Raw genomic sequence first — 17,566 nt, forward strand, 5'->3', positions numbered from 1 at the left:
ATCACGGCTCCTTTCGTGATATATAAAATGAACTAATGACGGTTACACTTGCCACTTCGATGACAGAATAACCTTCCAATCGCTGTTATCCCCAGATTTTTTTGATTCCCTTTCTCTAAAGGGAAAATCCGGTGATAAAGGCGACCGCTTCGCTATTTCACGTTATTTCTGTCCTCTCCGTCCTCGTGTAAATATTAAGTTCGTTTTATATGAGAAATTTTATTGGGGTAAAAACGCGTTCGTATATGCTTTGCTCACGTCGACCTGTTCATCCAGCAGTTTTTTGCTAAACATCCAGTCAGTGTAGTTCTGCCACACTTCCTGTTTCTGTTCTCCCCAGCGTGGGGCGTCATCCGTGTACTTCGGACTCAACCATTTCTGGCTTGCCAGTACCAATTCCTTGTCCAAATCCGGTACAGCCTTGATTAGAATGTTTGCGGCGTCTTCAGGATGATCAATTGCGTATTGATATCCTTCTGAAGTGGCTTTCAGGAATGCTGTCACCAGCTCAGGATCGTTCTGAATGGTCTGCTCGTTCGTTACGAGCACAGGCGTGTAGTAATCCAGTGCATCTGAATAATCCTTCACATATAACATGTCGATCGGTTCCCCGCGCAGTTCAGCTTCAATCCCCGTCCAGGCGTAGAAAATCCATGCAAAATCAATATCCCGTTTCACAGCGGTGAAAAAGTCGGCATCACCCATGTTAATGTTTTTCACTTTGGATACGTCGGCGCCTTCGCCTTCCATAATGGATTGCATCACGGCTTCTTCCACAGGGGAACCCCAGCCGCCATAGGTTTTGCCTTCAAAATCTTTCGGTGATTTAATATTCCGATCTGCCGGAGCAGCAAATCCGGATGTATTATGCTGAATAACCGCTGCGATGGAGACGAGTGGAACCCCTTGTGTACGGGCTTGAGTTACACTTTCCTGATAACTTACGCCAAATGGCACTTCATTGGAAGCAACCATCGTATCGGCGCCGCCGGCACCTGGCTGAACAATCTCCACGTTCAAACCTTCAGCCTTATAAAAACCTTGATCTACGGCCGCATACAAGCCGGTATGATTCGTATTTGGTGTCCAGTCGAGCACCACTTTAACATCCTTGAGGGCTGCGTTGTCACCTTCATTGCTGCTCTCCGTATTCGTGCTGCCGTTCTGTTCAGCCGGGGCAGCTTCTTTACCGCCACATGCGACCACAGTCACCAGTAGTACACATAAGAGCAACAGTCCCATTGTTTTACGCCATTTCATCTGTGATTCTCTCCTTCGGTATGTCCGGCCAGTGGCACGGGTACTCCTTGGCTTCATATCCAAGCTTCTTGCATAAATCGACAGATTTATACCAGCTATGATCCGGATAACGTCACTTTTTTTAGCTCTCTGGCTATATAAAAGAACATTAAAAAAGCGCCCCGTAATCCGGGACGCGTGCAGGCGTTAGAGAGGTGGCGTTCAGCCATAGGGCTGTGCCATTTCGATATACTCCGATTCCTACGCTGGCATGATCCAGATCAGGTCTAAGGGTTAGTATCTTGGTGGGATACACTCTCAGCCGGCCAATTCCGACTCCCCTGGGAAACTATGAAGTTACGGGCATTACTAGGTGTAATTATAGGCCAGAGGCCCAGTCGTGTCCAGTCAGGAACTGGATGGGAACGGATTTCCGGTCATCGTCTATTTGCTTCTAAGCCGCTTCGGTGATTAGTTTTTGATCGTTTGGCCTTGAGCCGAGCAGCTTGATTCATTTAAACAACATAATTTAGGTACAAAAGGAGATAGTACTGCTATACCAATAAATACTTTTACATAAAAATGGGGGAGTACTGAATGATCCTTAAAACCATAATCGCAATGATTCTGTGTTATAGTGCCTACATTTTTTTCACAGCCTACCTTTTATTTTTGGTTCCGTCTCCATCTGCTATTGAAAATACGGATATGCAAAAATCGTTAACAAGAGGAAGTACAACAGATCGCGTAATGCTCCTGGAGGACGGCTTTCAATCGGGTCAGGTGAGAATCCAGACCATTCGAGAGGCAAAAACAAGCATCGACCTGGCCTATTACTCCATTCAAAAAGGAAAAACATCTCAGCTTTTTTTTGCTGCTTTATTCGATGCGGCTGATCGGGGTGTTCAAGTTCGAATCATTTTAGACGGGATTTTTCACAGCATGCGCGGAGGATTGCGTGATATTCCAGATGCCATTGCAGCTCATCCCAATGTCGAATTAAGATATTATGAACCACTCCACCTATTTATGCCATGGACATGGCATAATCGTCTGCATGACAAGATCCTTCTTGTCGACAACACATATGGAATCATTGGCGGCCAAAATATTGGTGATAAATATATGGCATTGCAACCCCCAAAAGACTATGTTTTTGATCGCGATGTCCTTGTTTACAATGCAAACGATAATACGAACAGCACGGTTGTTGAAATGAAACAATATCTAGATCAGTTATGGAACCATCCATTCACCAAACCAGAAAAACATGCAAAACGTCAGCATCATGCAAAAGGGTTAAAAGAGCTGGCTCAGCTGGCTGATTTATATCAAAAAGCCCAGGCTCAGAGTGATCCTTTTGTGAAAGTGTTGCCCAAGGAATGGGTTCGAGGAGCTCTTCATTCCGACCACGTTGCTTTCATTCACAATCCAATTAAAAGGCTGTATAAAGACCCCATCATGTGGAGGACATTTGTTCATTTCGCCAATGAAGCAAAGTCGAAAGTGTACCTTCAGACGCCATATGCCATTCCCACCAAGAAAATGGAGAAAGCCGTACATCTGTCGATGAATCCAAAAGCAGAATGGGTCATGCTAACCAATTCAATCCAACAGACCCCTAACCCTTTGGCTTTCGCGGGATACTTAAGCTCTAAAAAACGGTTGCTTGATACCAGTCTGGCCATATATGAATACGAAGGCCCTTATTCCATACACGGCAAATCATTTGTCATGGATGATTACCTCAGCATGGTTGGTTCGTATAATCTTGATCCCAGATCTGCCTTCCTCAATACCGAATCCGCTGTAGTCATTTCCGGTTCTGCATTTGCCAACCAACTAACAGAGGCTATGGATATCAAACGTGCACATAGTACACTTGCGGTTAAAGATGAACATCCAGCAGAATCTACGAATCAGAAAGGCTCTGTTTTCAAACGAATAGCAATCACAGCGTTATCCAAACTGTCTTTTCTCTGGAAATTTATGTTGTAGAAAAAAACGTATTCTCTTGAGCTTAACTTTTTCTCCGGTTTATCAAAACTTGAAAATCAGATTTGTTCACGGAATGTTCACTTATGTGGTGGGGGTCATCATCTCTATAATTACGAAGGTAAACAGAGAGGATGAGAGAATTGCCAACGAGCAAGAAGGAACAAATTATTTTCGGCTTAATGATGTGTACAGGAATGGTCCTGGTGATGATGACTTTCAATTTGTGGCACACTGGGATACTTGGCAAGTTGTCCCCGCTTGAGATCCTGTTTCAATTCCTATTGTGTTTTGTCATCGCTTTTCTGGTAGAGTCCTTCATTGTTGGCCCAGTAGCGAGAAAAATTGCATTTTCCTTACCTTTTGACAAGTCCAACAAGATCCTTGGTGTGCTGGTCATGTCATTTTTTATGGTGATTGGTATGGTTCTGATCATGTCCTTGTATGGAATGATCTCGGCGTATCTTGCGGACCAATTAAATGGGGTATCCGTACTTGGTACGTACCTGCATACAATCGCTCGTAATTTCAGTCTGGCACTTCCATATCAGTTGATCATTCTAGGGCCGCTCGTACGATATGTATTCGGTAAATTCATCAAGAGCAACGGGCCTATAATGCCTACTGTTAACAAAAGTGTGTAATTCCGATGGCCTTAAAGTATTTCCTGGGCAATCTTGTGCAAATGAATAGATCGTAACGAATCGAGAACACTTTATTAAGTCGGTTCTTGGGGAATGAAAAATCTAACGAATCTTAGCGGCGTTAATATGCCAAAAAAATGCAACAAGACCTTGATTTGAAGCTAATTATCTACAATAACTTCTCTAAGGTTCGTTAGATTTCGAACATACAGAAATGGAGCAGAATAGCGTGTGCTGGGTTCGTAAAAAACAGAGTAACGCTACCAAAAATGTCTACCGTCAAGTCATGACAGTAGACATTTCGATTTCTTTAATAGGTAATTCTGATTCTATCGCTCTGGACTGTATCACCCATAGCTGTTAAGTCGCTGGATCGACCAAATGTTTGTTCTGCCACTGGTACGTGATCACGCTAATGACAAGCAGGCCAACTGCAAAGATAGCAAGCATCCATGCGGATTGATTAACCGCCAGATGATCAAGACTCCATCCCGTGGTCAAAGGCAAAATGGCACCGCCAACCCCACCTGAGGCAATCAAAATGCTAGGTGTGGATTCTTCGGTTCCAGGCAGCAGTTTACTGGCGAAGACTAGGGCAATCGAGAAAATGCCTGACATGGCAAGTCCGAGTAGCAAGATGATGAGAAACGCAGACCAGATTTGGTCTGTAAATGGAAACACCATTAACAAAAGCACAGATGCAAGACAACTGTACAGCACATAGACGCGGTACTGGAATTTCTCTGCAATATATCCCGCGAAGAGTCGTCCTACAGACATGGCAATCCAGAAGCAGGTGACACTAAGCGCTGCTCCGGCTTCCTTCATGTTCATTTTCTCAATCAGGATCGCTGGCATGAAGTTTGCAAGGCTCATCTCGGTGCCAACATAAAGGAAGAAGAACAGGACGAACAGAACCAGAAGAGTCAGGTTGCGTCCACGATAGGTTGGGCCGGGTATACGGGTATCTGCGGAATGCGGTTCACCTGATGCACTGGCAGTGTGAGTGTGTCTCGAAGCATCGGCTGGCTTCCGTCGCTCCAGAACCTTGTCCAGCTCACCGAATGATCCTTTCGCCCAGAAAGCAAAGGTCAGCGCTGCGCAGATCGCAACAACGAGAAAGGATAAACGCCAGTATCCGGCAGCAATCAGACCGCTGGCCATGAGCGGCATGACCATCGCTCCGATCCCGAATAACACTTCCAGTCGGCTCATGGCAACAGCCGTATTGTCTTTGATTGCAGCGATGATAATGGTGCCAATGACAGCTTCAACCATTCCGAATCCGAAACCGGCAGCGGGTGCGATGACGTACATCCAGCCCCATGGCGGCAACAGCATGTAGGATAATTCTGCGATACAGAGCAATGCTGTCGCGATTAACAGGCCTCCCCTTTTACCAAAGCGTCGGTTCAGCCACGGAGATAACAATACACCGCCCAGGAATCCGGCAAATTGAGCGAAGATCAATGTCCCGCCCTGGCTATAATCTTTGCCGTAATGTTCCAGTGCAACGGGCAGAATGGAACCAAGCACAACGTGGGCAAGTCCAATGAGGAAATAGGAGAGACACCCGATCCAAAGTAATTTTTTCATAAAGAACTCCTTCTACATATATACATAAATTGAGGATCACAATAAAGCGCAACCATGAAGACAAAGTCTATCATAACAGGACAGGTTACGTTGTGCCATGAATTCCTGATCGATACAAAAGGTTGCAATCTGGTCTATCGTTCGTATATACTGAGACACAACAATTACAGATCGGACCATGCCGTTGATGAGCATCCAACTCGGAGGCGTTTTCGCCAGGGGAGCGATATTTCCCCAAGTTAACCGGAACCGCCCGTTATCGCGGACCAAGAGGCTGGAAGCAGGATATCCTGATTCAGCAAGTTGGGTGGCACCGCGAGCAGAGCGCTCCTCGTCCCAAGGGATGAGGGCGCTCTTTGTATTTTTACAGCCAAAGGAGACGGTGACCATGTTGGAAATGAAGTGGATTCGGGCACACGCAGAAGAGGTTCAGGCGGCAGCAGACGGGAAAAAAATCAAGATTAACATTCGCACATTGCTGGAGCGGGATGAGGAACGCAGAGCACTTTTGCAGGAATCGGAAGAAGGGCGCAGATTACGCAATACGTTATCCGCAGACATCGGCAGACTCATGCAAGCCGGGAATCGGGAAGAGGCCGATGGTTTGCGGGCGCAGGTGAAACAGATCAATGAACAGTTGGAACAGGTGGAAGCGAAGCTCGCCCCTGTGCAGGAGGAAGTAACCAGGCTGCAATGGCTGGTACCTAATATCGTATCCCCGGATACCCCGAAAGGCACGTCGGATGCGGATAATGTGGAATTGCGACGTGTGGGAGAGGTTCCAACGTTCGAGTATACCACCAAAGATCACGTGGAACTTGGGGAGTTGCATGATCTGATCGATATTCCCCGTGGCGTTAAGATTGGTGGTACAAGAAGCTATGTATTGAAAGGCGCTGGCCTGTTATTACATCGGGCAGTACAGCAACTGGCGCTGGATCTGTTGCTGAAGCACGGCTTTACACCAATGGAGGTTCCGCTGATGGTCAGGGAGGATGCGCTGGTGAACACCGGATTCTTCCCAACGGGTCGGGATCAGGTCTACGAACTCAAAGGGGAGAACAAGTGGCTGGTGGGGACTTCTGAAGTGCCGCTTGTCTCGTATTATGCGGATGAGATTGTCGATGTGAAGGAGCCGGTGAAGCTGGCCGCGGTATCGACGTGTTTCCGTAGTGAGGTTGGCTCCGGCGGACGTGATGTACGCGGATTGTACCGTGTGCATCAGTTTGCCAAAGTCGAGCAGGTCATTCTCTGTGCCCCTGATGCGGAAGAATCGGAGCGCATGCTGCAAGAGATTACGGGACACGCTGAGGAATTGCTGCAATTACTTGAACTGCCGTATCGTGTTGTCGCCGTGTGCACCGGAGATATGTCGCAGAAAACGTACAAACAGTATGACATCGAGACCTGGATGCCGAGCCGTGGTGCATATGGGGAAACCCATTCGTCGTCGAATCTGCATGATTTTCAGGCTCGCCGTTCGAATATTCGTTGCCTGGATGCCGAGGGTAAGTTGGCCTATTGTCACACGCTGAATAATACGGCGGTGGCATCGCCGCGTATCCTGATTCCGTTGCTTGAGAATCATCAGCAAGAGGATGGAAGCATTCGCATTCCGGTAGCCCTGCGGCCCTATATGGGAGGCGTGGAGAGCTTGATTTTGCCAGAGCAGGATGAAGTGAAGTAGAGAGGTTATGTGACGCTTTAGGCAGTAGAAAAGGGGATGTTCCACACGTCAAGTTACATGTGACGAGGGACATCCCCTTTTAAACGGTAACGCTATTGAATCAACCAATCCCCTAAAAATTTGTGCCAAATTTAACAGATTTGGTTAGTGCTCGGACCTAAGGTATAGCTTACTTTCTTGATCACAAATTTCTTCGTTATATGTAAGTAAATGAAATTATTTCTTAAATGTTAACGCAGCTTCCATTCACGCTCGTTAATGATTTCAATTTGTCCAGATTCAAGGGCCTTTTTGAAACGATTGCGGGCTGTTTTCATCAATAGAACCATTTCGTCTTCAGGACGAATCATGGTGGATGTCGAAGTGACGATAGCTTTCATACGTTTACGATTATTTTTAGGTGAAACCATATCAAGCAAATTCTTTTCGATCATACATATCCCACCCCCATCTTTTAGGTTTATTAAAACAGTATTACGCGACCTTCCCATATTATACAATGAAAATCATGAATTGTTCCAAGACTCCCACTTACGTTATTCAACTTTATGCTAATCGTATCCGATATAATATAATAGAAGTAAAATATTGGATTATGGGAGATGGAGATAGAAATGAGTAGAATCAAACTGGCGCTTCGAGGCACGCTTGCTCTAATTATGACATTAACAATACTTGTCCCTTCGTTGGCCTTGGCGGCTACAGGTGATGTGACATCGATTGAAATAACCAATAACAGTCCGCAGAAGATGAGTGTATCCGAAACAGCTACACTTCAGGTGATGGCCACGGTAGAAGGTTTTGATAATAAGCAGGATGTTACCGAAGGCGTGACTTGGTCCACCAGTAATGCAGCAGTTGCAACGATGGTGAAAGGCAAAGTCAAGGCTGTGGCCGCAGGCGAAGCAACCATTTTTGCAGAAGTAGACGGGGTTAAGGCCCAGTTGGTTGTGCAAGTTCAGGAGAAGATTAAAAGCATCAAAGCTTCACCAAACTCCTATAATTTTGTTAAAGGCAGTGAAAACACCCTCCCGAAAGTAAGCATTACCCGTGCGAACGGAAAGGTAGAGGATGTGACGTCTGAGATTGTATGGTCGGTATCAAGTAGCGCGGCTGTGCTGGAAAACGGTAAAATCAAAGGCGTTACGCCAGGCAGAGTATTGCTTCAAGGCAAATACGGAACAACGATTGTGAAAGTGCCCGTTGCTGTGACGGACGAAATTACCAAAGTTGAGGTTACACCTGCATCCATGCAGCTGAATATCAAGAAGTCAAAAGCATTGAAGGTGATTGGCACCTATGCAAACGGCAAGACGATCAACCTTTCAAAACAAGTGATATGGACCTCTTCCAATACAAATGTAGCTATCGTAAAAAATGGAGCAGTCAAAACGCTGACTGAAGGAAAAGCCACCTTGACAGGAACTTATCAAAATCAGACAATAAAGGCAGAGGTTACCGTTGTACCTTTGCTCAAAAAGCTGATTACAGGTCAGAAAAAACTGGTTTTATCCCCACAGGGAAGTACAACGCTGAGTGTGATGGCCCAGTATGATACGGGTAAAACCACTGTTGTGACTGACAGTGCGGTGTGGAGTAGCACAAAGCCGAGCGTAGCGACAGTAACGAATGGCAAGATTGTAGCTGTAGGCAAAGGTAAAACATCCATAACGGCTAAGTGGGGCAACAAAAAAGTGACCATCCCTGTTACGGTAAAATAAATTTATATATAATGAAGCACTTTGCATCAATCCAAAAATTCAGTACATCATCACGTTAACAGCATTATATGATCAAGGGTATCAGACAATTAGGGGCGTAGACATACGCTCCTTTTTGGATATATAGAAATAGGGATCTGGAATGCCTTCTGTTTTAACAACAATATAACGGGAATGGGTGGGATGAATATGAAAGCTTCGATTATCAGCTCGGACCCTAACTCTAGTGATCTGGCTTACCTGAAATATCTTCTTCTATCCCTAAGTTCCATACTTACATTTCAACGGAGTACTACGATTGAATGCATGAAGCAACGCACCTATGAAAAATACAGAGAAGGTTACCATTTAAGATGTCATGTGGAAGAGGAGATACCTGAATGACAGATCCAATGCAACCGGAAAACTGGCCTGCCTGGGCGACAGAGTCGGTAGAGATCGCTCCGCCCAATCCGAATTGGGACTTGCAGGCTCAGGAAGAAATTCGGCAACTTCAACACCTTTTAGAGCAATTTAATATCCATCAATTCGAACATATTGGAAGTACATCCATACCAGGGTTACCCGCCAAACCCATTATTGATCTGATGGCAGAGGTTCAGTCATGGGATGACATGGATCGGATTGCCGATCAGTTGAATCCGTTGGGCTGGAACTACGTTCCGCCTGAACTGGATGGTCGGGATTATAGACGATTCTGGGTGAAGGTTAAGGATGGCAAGAGATCTGTACACCTTCATCTGATGCGCCCGGGAGAAGAACGTTGGAATCGTCAAATGCAGTTTCGGGATGTGCTCAGAAAACGCCCAGATCTGGTGGAAGCTTACGCCGCCCTTAAGATGAAGCTTGCTGATGAGAATAAGGAAGACAGGGAATCGTATACCGCTGCCAAAACGCAATTTATTTTACAAGTGCTTGATGAAGGCGTGTGATTGATTGAAAATCGTACTTATCAGAGACAGGCTGATCTATTTCTTCGCAGTCATGATGACCATGGCGGCAGGACTCGCATCCAGACACTATGGTGAACGATTGCCGGGTTGGGTGTACGAACATTTCGGGGATGCATGTTGGGCGGGTATGATTTATTTCGGAGTACGCATGGTGTGGCCTCGTCGCAGTTTGGTATGGGCGATGTGTTTGAGCTGTGCATTCAGCTGGATGATTGAGTTCACACAGTTGATTCAGACGCCTTGGCTGATTGAAATACGTTCAACCGTATGGGGTGCACTTATTTTGGGACATGGTTTTCTGGTGATCGATCTGATTCGATATACGGTCGGTATTCTATGCATGGTTATGATCGATCGTTATTTCCTGAGAAATAAGATGGGTGGAACCTGAACTCAAGTGAATCATGGAGGTATGCTGAATGAATGTAGAAAAACTTTTTGCCGAATCACCCGAATTCGAAACACAGCGCTTAAGACTGAGACGTCTTACGATGGATGATCTCGACGAATATTATGCGTTTGCCTCTGATCCAAGGGTGAGTCAGCAAAGCTTGTGGAATTGCCATGAGACGGTTGAAGATTCAATGCAATATATTCAGCGGGTACTGGATAATTATGAACGGAAAACGGTCCATATCTGGGCTTTTGTCCTGAAGGAAACAGGGACGTTAATCGGGAGAGGTGGCATTTTTCATCTCAACGAAGACATGCAAAGTGCTGAATTGGGATACGCGATAGCCAGCAGTCAATGGGGCAAGGGGCTTGCTGTAGAAGCGATGCAACCCATCGTGGATTATTGTTTTCAGGAACTGGACTGCAACCGGCTGGAAGGGAAATGTAATGCAGGCAACATAGGCTCAGCACGTGTCATGGAGAAACTGGGCATGTCGTATGAAGGTTTGCTGCGTAAACAGTTGAAGATCAAAGGTATCTTTACAGATCAAAAAATGTACTCCCGTATCCGGGATGATCTATAATATTTCCAACGACACATAGGGTACATCGCAGAAAATGAAGGAGGCGGAACCATGATCTACAGTATTATTTCCCGTTCATTGTGGGAGGAAGTGTCCAAGGGCAGTGAGTATGCACCAGACAGCCTGGAGACAGACGGATTCATTCATTGTTCCACCAAGGAACAGATTCCATGGGTAGCCGGGCAATATTATGCAGGTCGCACGGATCTGTTATTGCTTAGTATTGATGAGAAGGCGTTAAAGCCGGAACTGGTGTATGAAGATCTATACGAATTGAATGAACTATTTCCACATATTTATGGAGAACTTAATTTGGATGCAGTACGTAAAGTCATTCCATTTGAACCGAATGCTGATGGTACATTCTCATTTCCTGAATAAAGGCAAGTGACGTATCGGGATGAACGTGATCAGGGCGATATTACTTTTTTCGAAGGGTGGTTAACGGATGGATATGAATCAGGTTTTTCTGGAAACGGCGGAGAAGCAATTTCTGTATTACAAGCAGCTCGGGGAAAAAGCTATGGCGCAACTGGAGTCCGAGCAGTTGTTTCAATCCTGGAATGAAGACGCGAACAGCATCGCGGTGATTGTAAAACATCTCTGGGGCAATATGCTGTCCCGTTGGACAGATGTACTGACAACAGATGGAGAGAAACCTTGGCGTGAACGGGATGCCGAATTCGTGAATGATATTGCTTCCCGGGAAGAGTTGATTGCCAAATGGGAGGAAGGCTGGACATGCCTGCTCGAAGCCATTCGTTCATTTACCCCGGAACAATTGTCTCATATCATATATATTCGCAATGAAGGGCATACCGTCATGGAGGCCATTATTCGGCAATTGGCGCACTATCCATATCATATCGGACAGATTGTATTTGCCGCAAAAATGCTTAAAGAAACAGCGTGGGACAGTCTCTCGATCCCGAGAAATGGATCTGCTCAATATAACGGCGGCAAATTTGCCAAGCCAAAGGCACGCAAACATTTTACAGAAGATGAACTTCATATCGAAAAAGGTGAGGAACAACAATGACTGAAATTGCACTGATTCGCCATGGAAGCACAGCGTGGAATAAGGAAAAACGTTCTCAGGGCCAGACGGACAATCCGCTGGATCAGGAGGGAAGGGAACAAGCGGTTTTACTTGCAACGAGACTGGCAGAGGAATCATGGGATGCCATCTATGCAAGTGACTTGGAACGTGCAAGTGAGACGGCTCGCATCATTGGTGATCGCTTGGGCATTCAGGAGATCCATCTGGACTCCAGACTTCGCGAGATGGGCGGAGGACAGGTCGAAGGAACGACGGAAGAGGAACGGTTAGCCAAGTGGGGAGCGGACTGGAGTACCCTGGATCTGGGACGGGAGCTTGCAGATGCAGGGACTGTTCGAGGCAGTGCAGTGCTTGAAGAGATTGTACAGCAGCATCCTGATGGCAAAGTAATCGTGGTCAGTCACGGAGCCGTCCTGCGGAATACATTACGAGGTCTGGTGCCTGAGCTTGATATTAGTGTGAAGCTGTCCAATACATCCATTACGCGGATTGCCAAGAAAGATGATACATGGCAATGCGAACTGTACAATTGCAGCGTGCATTTGAATTCGTCCAAGGATGCACAATAGATGGATGCTCTGACGTTAAAGCAAAAATTGCAGCATATCCAGTCAGCTAATCGGTCCATAAACCATGTGGAACAACCTTACGAATTGGCGCTGCATATGATGAAACATATTGGCAGTCCTGACCCTGTCCTGCGGGATGAATTGATCTATATTACGTTTGCAACCTGGATTGGAAAGGGTGTATTTACGGAAGACGAGCTGAGGCATCTGTTGCAGTTGGCTCTGGATGACCAGCACCTCTTCCATGGCATCGGAGAGCAGGGAACGGACAGTGTGTTTACACGGACGTTCTCCATATTGTTACTGCCTCCAATCCTGAATGTGGATCGAGAGAAACCTTTCCTGAACAAGGTGGATATCGCAGGGATTCATCAACGGTTAATTACATATCTGGCATGTGAAAAAGATCTTCGCGGCTATGTCGATGATAAGGGCTGGGCGCATGCCCCCGCACATGCGGCGGATGCGGTTGAAGACCTGGCTCAGTCACCATATCTGGAGCGAATGGAACTGCTGGAACTTCTGCATGCAATCAGTCGGAAAATAACCGAATCAAGTGACGTTTACATCCATGATGAAGATCAGCGAATAGCGCATGCTGTAGTGACCATTCTTCGTCGCAATCTGCTGGAGCAAAAAGATATTACGTTGTGGATCGATTCCCTTCATCAAGAAACTAAGGCAGTAAACAGATCATTTCTGGATACCAGTCATAGGGACCTGAATGTGCGTCTGTTTTTGCAGACACTGTATCTTGCGATACGTACAGAAGAAGACGAGCCGTTTCCGGCGGTTCGTTCACTAGTATTGCTGACATTGGAGAGAGATAAATAACGATACGCTAAACGTGTGGACAGAGGGGAGATCGCGAATGAGCGAATTACCGTATGCTTGGACAAAGGAGATTTTGTTTCCGCTGGGTGAGACAGCCGTTATCATCGATTGCGGGGATCACTTGTCTGTCGCGGTACAGCGCAGAGTGGCGTCTGTATGTGCTTTGCTGGAAAAAAGAACTCTGCCTGCCATGATCGAATGGGTGCCTTCATACACATCCGTTACACTATTTTATAATCCGTTCATCTCCCCGTACCCCGAGTTGTGCCGCGCTCTGCTTCAACAGTTGAACCAATTGAAGGAATCCGTACAAGACAAGCCCAGAACGGTCACGATTCCCGTATGTTACGGTGGCGAATGGGGGCCTGATCTGGACTATGTTGCCAGTGAGCATGGACTGACCTCAGAGGACGTTATTGCAATTCATACATCCGGGGATTATCTGGTCCATATGATTGGATTTGCCCCAGGTTTTCCGTATCTCGGTGGGTTATCTGAACGGATTGCTACGCCCAGACGGGCAACGCCAAGGCTTCGGGTAGAGGCCGGTACAGTAGGGATTGGGGGCAAACAGACGGGAATCTATCCGGTAGATACACCCGGAGGATGGCAATGTATTGGACGAACGCCCCTCCGGTTGTTTCGGCCGGATGAGAAGGTACCAAGTTTGCTGGCAGCAGGTGATCGGGTTCGATTTGAACAGATTACGAAGCAGGACTATCTGGCGTTGAAGCGGATGGAGGATGAACGATGAGTGTTGAAGTGATTCGTCCTGGGCTGTTATCTACCATTCAGGATGAAGGCAGAACCGGCTATCGCCGGTATGGTATTCATCCTGGCGGGGTCATGGACACCTTTGCAGCCAGAGCCGCCAATATGCTTGTGGGCAATCCCCGAAATGCAGCACTGCTGGAGATGACGATGACGGGGCCGGAGCTTCGATTTCAGGAGAGCCAGCTAGTCTCATTATGTGGGGGGGATCTGACAGCAACGGTGGATCATCTGCCTGTACCTTTGTGGCGTCCTGTGCTGGTGCGGGCTGGAAGTGTAATGAAATTTGGCCCGTGTCGTCATGGCTTGCGTTGTTATCTGGCGTTAGCGGGTGGAATAGCTGCACCGGAAGTGATGGGCAGTCGAAGTACAGATCTTAAGACAGGTATTGGCGGTGTGGAAGGAAGAGCCCTGCGTGCGGCAGACCTGTTATCTACAGGTGAACCTTCTGGTGAAGCACAAGTATGGATGAAACGTATGGAGCAGCAGGTAGAAGAAAGTGAGCGGGGCCGCCGAATATTGGCACCTGCGTGGTTCTTATCTGAACGTGAAAGACCTGACTATTATGGGAGAGCTGTTATTCGTGTGATGGAGAGCAAGGACAGCTCGCTGTTCAGCGAGGCAAGTCTGGGACATTTCTATGCCGAAAAATACGTAATCTCTCCGCAATCCGATCGGATGGGCTATCGCCTGCAAGGCTCCAGACTGGAGCTGAATCAGCCGCTGGATCGGCTGTCAGAAGCCGTTACCTATGGCACGGTGCAGGTGCCACCCGATGGTCAGCCGATCATCTTGATGGCAGACCATCAGACGATTGGAGGTTATCCTGTCATAGCACAGGTAGCTCAGGTGGATATGCCAATCCTGGCTCAGGCTAGGCCGGGAACCCGAATTTCTTTTGCACAGATTACGCATGATCAAGCCCGACAGTTGTACATGGAACAGGAGATCAATATGCAGCTCATGGATAAGCTGATACGCAGAAGAATGGCAAGAATGGAGGGCGCTCAATGAATACCTCAAAAACCTTGGATATCAATTGTGATCTGGGCGAAAGTTATGGTATATATCGCACGTTATCGGACGAAGCCATTCTGCCCTTAATTACGTCAGCCAATATAGCCTGCGGGTTTCATGCAGGGGACCCGGCTACGATGCGGATCACGGTGGAGAAGGCATTGGAGCATCAGGTGGCAATTGGCGCTCACCCCGGATTACCGGATCTGCAAGGGTTTGGCAGAAGACGTATGGACATTACGCCACGGGAAGCATATGACATGGTGGTGTATCAGATCGGTGCGCTGGATGCCTTTGTCCGTGCAAGTGGGGGGCGAATGCATCACGTGAAACCGCACGGCGCCTTATACAATATGGCTGCAGAAGATACGAAGCTTGCTGAAGCCATCGTGGAGGCGATCTATCAAGTACAACCCGAGCTATATTTGTATGGTCTGGCGGGCAGTAAGCTGATTCACGCTGCGGATCGCATCGGTCTGCGCAGTGTGAGCGAGGTGTTTGCGGATCGAACCTATGGGGCGGATGGTAAGCTAACCCCTCGAAGCCAAGCGGGGGCTGTCATTGAAGAGTCTGGACAAGCGATTGCTCAAGTGCTCCAGATGGTGAAAGACGGCGTGGTTGTACACACGGATGGCACGCGGGTTTCCATGAAGGCAGAGACGGTCTGCATCCACGGTGACGGAGCGAATGCTCTAGCATTTGCTCAAGAGATTCGTCGTGTGCTGGAATCGGAAGGCATTCAGTTATCCGCGCATAATTTTGAAATGACAAGGAGTGAAAGAACAGAATGAAACCCATACGCAACTCGGCGAAGGCCGTTATTGTGCAGGATGGACGACTGCTGGTCATTCGGCTGGAAGACCAATATGGTACCGCTTATGTGTTCCCGGGTGGAGGACAGGAGAAAGGTGAAGAACTCAAGGATGCGGTCGCACGTGAATGTCTGGAGGAGATTGGCCAGGCTGTGAACGTGGGAGAGTTGTTGCATATTCGAGAGTATATCGGAAAAAATCATGAATTCGCCGAGTGGGATGCAGATATCCACCAGGTTGAATTTTATTTTGCGTGCAGCCTGATCAATCCGGAGGCAACTATTTTTGAAGGCTCCAATCCTGACGACCATCAAGTCGCCGTGGAATGGATTGCTCTGGAAGAGCTGTCTCAGGTTCGTTTATATCCAAAAACCATTGGTGAGCTACTGCTTCAATTAGGCTCATCTTCTATTTATCTTGGAGATTTGAATTAAAATGATCATAGGAGCCATAAGGGCTAATCCCTGTATGTAAACATTTTCATAAAGGACTTTTCCAATTTTGTCACGTTTGCAAACAGGTTCATGGGATTCACCATAGGTGAGGTGGGTACACTATAAGTACAGGCTTATTACAGAGCAGCATTAAGCTGGCGCTAGTGATAAGCGATTAATGAACTGTCATTAAACAAAAGAGAGAGTAACAACTACACTTCTCTTGTACTTTTTATTATTCACCCTTAATTGGGAGAACGGTAGACGTAGTGGAGGGGACGGAATCGATTCTGAGGAAGCGAAGCGTTCGCATGTATCTTGAATTTTTATTCATATATCCTTTGGAATTAAGCATTCACACGATAACGGAGAGGACAGAAGAAACCTGAAAAAGCGAAGCGCTCGCCTTTATCACCGGATTTTTCCCTTTGAGAGAAGGGAATCAGAAAATCTGGGGGTAACAGCGATTGGAAGGTTGTTCTGTCATCGTAGTGCCAGTGTGAATCGGTTTTAATCCAATGTATATGAGGAAGAGATCAGGATCATCGTGAGATAACAGCGATCCAAAGAACGATCCGTACCCGGAACGGCCGCCTACATAGTCCTCCCAATATTCCCCCAAACCGAAAGGAGCACTTCCCATGAACCAGACTGAATTGGAACAAAACATTGTAAAAGCATTGGAAAACAACCCTTTTTGCAGCTTCTCGACTGTAGAGAATGGTAAACCGAAATCCCGCTATATGGCGCTTTTCAACGATGGACTGAACATTCATCTGGCAACGAACCGCCGTACACACAAAGTAGAGGAACTGGAGAATAATCCGAATGTTAGCCTGCTGCTTGGTTATGAGGCTGGTGGTTCCAAGGAAGTCGTTGAGATTGAAGGAACCTGTGAAGTGACCAAGAACGAAGGTTTGCGTGAGCAAGTATGGAATGACGAACTGAAGGCGTGGTTCGATGGACCTAATGATCCGAACTATGTCATTCTGGACATCACTCCGACTCGTATTGAATATACAGGGAAAGATCATGAACATCATGTGTGGGAACAATAATCCAACGATGAAAATAACCTCTGCCAAATAGCGTCCTTATGCGGAATGCGCGCAGAGTTCACTCCAACCGTGAAAGCCTTTAAGGTTTCACGGTTTTTGATATGAGTGAATAATGATGAATGGATATACATGTAAGAAACATGTAATATACGTATTTTAAAGCTAGTGAGCACTAAATACCTACTAAAATGTTGAAAAA

Annotated in this window: 19 protein-coding genes and 1 riboswitch; of the genes, 16 read left to right on the plus strand and 3 right to left on the minus strand. The window is 46.8% G+C overall.

What is annotated here, in order from left to right; genetic code table 11:
• Window positions 1–219: 219 nt before the first annotated feature.
• Window positions 220–1,260, minus strand: coding sequence for an ABC transporter substrate-binding protein (locus tag MKY85_RS02335; RefSeq protein WP_342571680.1), 1,041 nt, complete (start codon window positions 1,258–1,260; stop codon window positions 220–222).
• Between the two features lie 219 nt (window positions 1,261–1,479).
• A riboswitch (TPP riboswitch) is annotated at window positions 1,480–1,592 on the minus strand.
• A gap of 244 nt (window positions 1,593–1,836) precedes the next feature.
• Here MKY85_RS02335 and MKY85_RS02340 point away from each other — a divergent pair.
• Window positions 1,837–3,237: a phospholipase D family protein gene (locus MKY85_RS02340; RefSeq protein WP_342571681.1), complete on the plus strand. Its 1,401-nt coding sequence runs from the start codon at window positions 1,837–1,839 to the stop codon at window positions 3,235–3,237.
• Window positions 3,238–3,443: 206 nt separating this feature from the next.
• Window positions 3,444–3,878, plus strand: a complete 435-nt coding sequence (locus tag MKY85_RS02345; RefSeq protein WP_342571682.1) for a hypothetical protein — start codon at window positions 3,444–3,446, stop codon at window positions 3,876–3,878.
• 360 nt (window positions 3,879–4,238) lie between these two features.
• On the opposite strand, the gene MKY85_RS02350 is transcribed toward MKY85_RS02345, so the two are convergent.
• Window positions 4,239–5,474 carry an MFS transporter gene (locus tag MKY85_RS02350; RefSeq protein ID WP_339239245.1) on the minus strand — a complete coding sequence of 412 codons (1,236 nt, stop codon included), beginning with the start codon at window positions 5,472–5,474 and terminating at the stop codon, window positions 4,239–4,241.
• Between the two features lie 388 nt (window positions 5,475–5,862).
• On the opposite strand from MKY85_RS02350, the gene serS reads away from it, so the two are divergent.
• Complete coding sequence (serS, locus tag MKY85_RS02355; RefSeq protein ID WP_342571683.1) at window positions 5,863–7,161, plus strand: serine--tRNA ligase; 1,299 nt, start codon at window positions 5,863–5,865, stop codon at window positions 7,159–7,161.
• 230 nt (window positions 7,162–7,391) lie between these two features.
• On the opposite strand, the gene MKY85_RS02360 is transcribed toward serS, so the two are convergent.
• Window positions 7,392–7,595, minus strand: a complete 204-nt coding sequence (locus MKY85_RS02360; RefSeq protein ID WP_339239248.1) for a hypothetical protein — start codon at window positions 7,593–7,595, stop codon at window positions 7,392–7,394.
• A 180-nt stretch (window positions 7,596–7,775) separates the two neighbouring features.
• Between MKY85_RS02360 and MKY85_RS02365 the strand changes: the two genes are divergently transcribed.
• The 13 genes from MKY85_RS02365 (at window position 7,776) to MKY85_RS02425 (ending at window position 17,367) form a co-directional block, all read left to right on the plus strand.
• The gene (locus MKY85_RS02365) at window positions 7,776–8,882 is read left to right on the plus strand and encodes an Ig-like domain-containing protein (RefSeq protein ID WP_342571684.1); all 1,107 of its coding nucleotides are present in this window, start codon (window positions 7,776–7,778) and stop codon (window positions 8,880–8,882) included.
• Between the two features lie 380 nt (window positions 8,883–9,262).
• Window positions 9,263–9,814 (plus strand): GrpB family protein, encoded by a 552-nt coding sequence (locus MKY85_RS02370; protein WP_339258528.1) that lies wholly within the window; start codon window positions 9,263–9,265, stop codon window positions 9,812–9,814.
• 4 nt (window positions 9,815–9,818) lie between these two features.
• Complete coding sequence (locus MKY85_RS02375) at window positions 9,819–10,226, plus strand: DUF2809 domain-containing protein (RefSeq protein ID WP_342571685.1); 408 nt, start codon at window positions 9,819–9,821, stop codon at window positions 10,224–10,226.
• 28 nt (window positions 10,227–10,254) lie between these two features.
• Entirely contained in the window at window positions 10,255–10,812 is a 558-nt protein-coding gene (locus tag MKY85_RS02380) for a GNAT family N-acetyltransferase (RefSeq protein WP_339258532.1), read from the plus strand.
• Window positions 10,813–10,863: 51 nt separating this feature from the next.
• Window positions 10,864–11,193, plus strand: a complete 330-nt coding sequence (locus MKY85_RS02385) for a DUF952 domain-containing protein (protein ID WP_339258533.1) — start codon at window positions 10,864–10,866, stop codon at window positions 11,191–11,193.
• Window positions 11,194–11,260: 67 nt separating this feature from the next.
• Window positions 11,261–11,851: a DUF1572 family protein gene (locus MKY85_RS02390; RefSeq protein WP_342571686.1), complete on the plus strand. Its 591-nt coding sequence runs from the start codon at window positions 11,261–11,263 to the stop codon at window positions 11,849–11,851.
• Window positions 11,848–12,441 carry a histidine phosphatase family protein gene (locus tag MKY85_RS02395; protein WP_339239256.1) on the plus strand — a complete coding sequence of 198 codons (594 nt, stop codon included), beginning with the start codon at window positions 11,848–11,850 and terminating at the stop codon, window positions 12,439–12,441. Before MKY85_RS02390 ends, MKY85_RS02395 begins: the two co-directional genes overlap by 4 nt.
• The gene (locus MKY85_RS02400) at window positions 12,442–13,275 is read left to right on the plus strand and encodes a DUF2785 domain-containing protein (protein WP_342571687.1); all 834 of its coding nucleotides are present in this window, start codon (window positions 12,442–12,444) and stop codon (window positions 13,273–13,275) included. It begins immediately after the preceding gene.
• A gap of 37 nt (window positions 13,276–13,312) precedes the next feature.
• The gene (gene pxpB / locus MKY85_RS02405; protein ID WP_342571688.1) at window positions 13,313–14,029 is read left to right on the plus strand and encodes a 5-oxoprolinase subunit PxpB; all 717 of its coding nucleotides are present in this window, start codon (window positions 13,313–13,315) and stop codon (window positions 14,027–14,029) included.
• The gene (locus MKY85_RS02410; RefSeq protein WP_342571689.1) at window positions 14,026–15,060 is read left to right on the plus strand and encodes a biotin-dependent carboxyltransferase family protein; all 1,035 of its coding nucleotides are present in this window, start codon (window positions 14,026–14,028) and stop codon (window positions 15,058–15,060) included. The genes pxpB and MKY85_RS02410 overlap by 4 nt, the downstream gene beginning before the upstream one ends.
• Window positions 15,057–15,854: a 5-oxoprolinase subunit PxpA gene (locus MKY85_RS02415; protein ID WP_342571690.1), complete on the plus strand. Its 798-nt coding sequence runs from the start codon at window positions 15,057–15,059 to the stop codon at window positions 15,852–15,854. The genes MKY85_RS02410 and MKY85_RS02415 overlap by 4 nt, the downstream gene beginning before the upstream one ends.
• Entirely contained in the window at window positions 15,851–16,309 is a 459-nt protein-coding gene (locus tag MKY85_RS02420) for an NUDIX domain-containing protein (protein ID WP_339258540.1), read from the plus strand. Before MKY85_RS02415 ends, MKY85_RS02420 begins: the two co-directional genes overlap by 4 nt.
• Window positions 16,310–16,950: 641 nt before the next feature.
• Window positions 16,951–17,367 carry a pyridoxamine 5'-phosphate oxidase family protein gene (locus MKY85_RS02425; RefSeq protein WP_074093246.1) on the plus strand — a complete coding sequence of 139 codons (417 nt, stop codon included), beginning with the start codon at window positions 16,951–16,953 and terminating at the stop codon, window positions 17,365–17,367.
• Window positions 17,368–17,566: the final 199 nt, after the last annotated feature.

This window comes from Paenibacillus sp. FSL R5-0749 (assembly GCF_038595085.1).
GTDB lineage: Bacteria > Bacillota > Bacilli > Paenibacillales > Paenibacillaceae > Paenibacillus.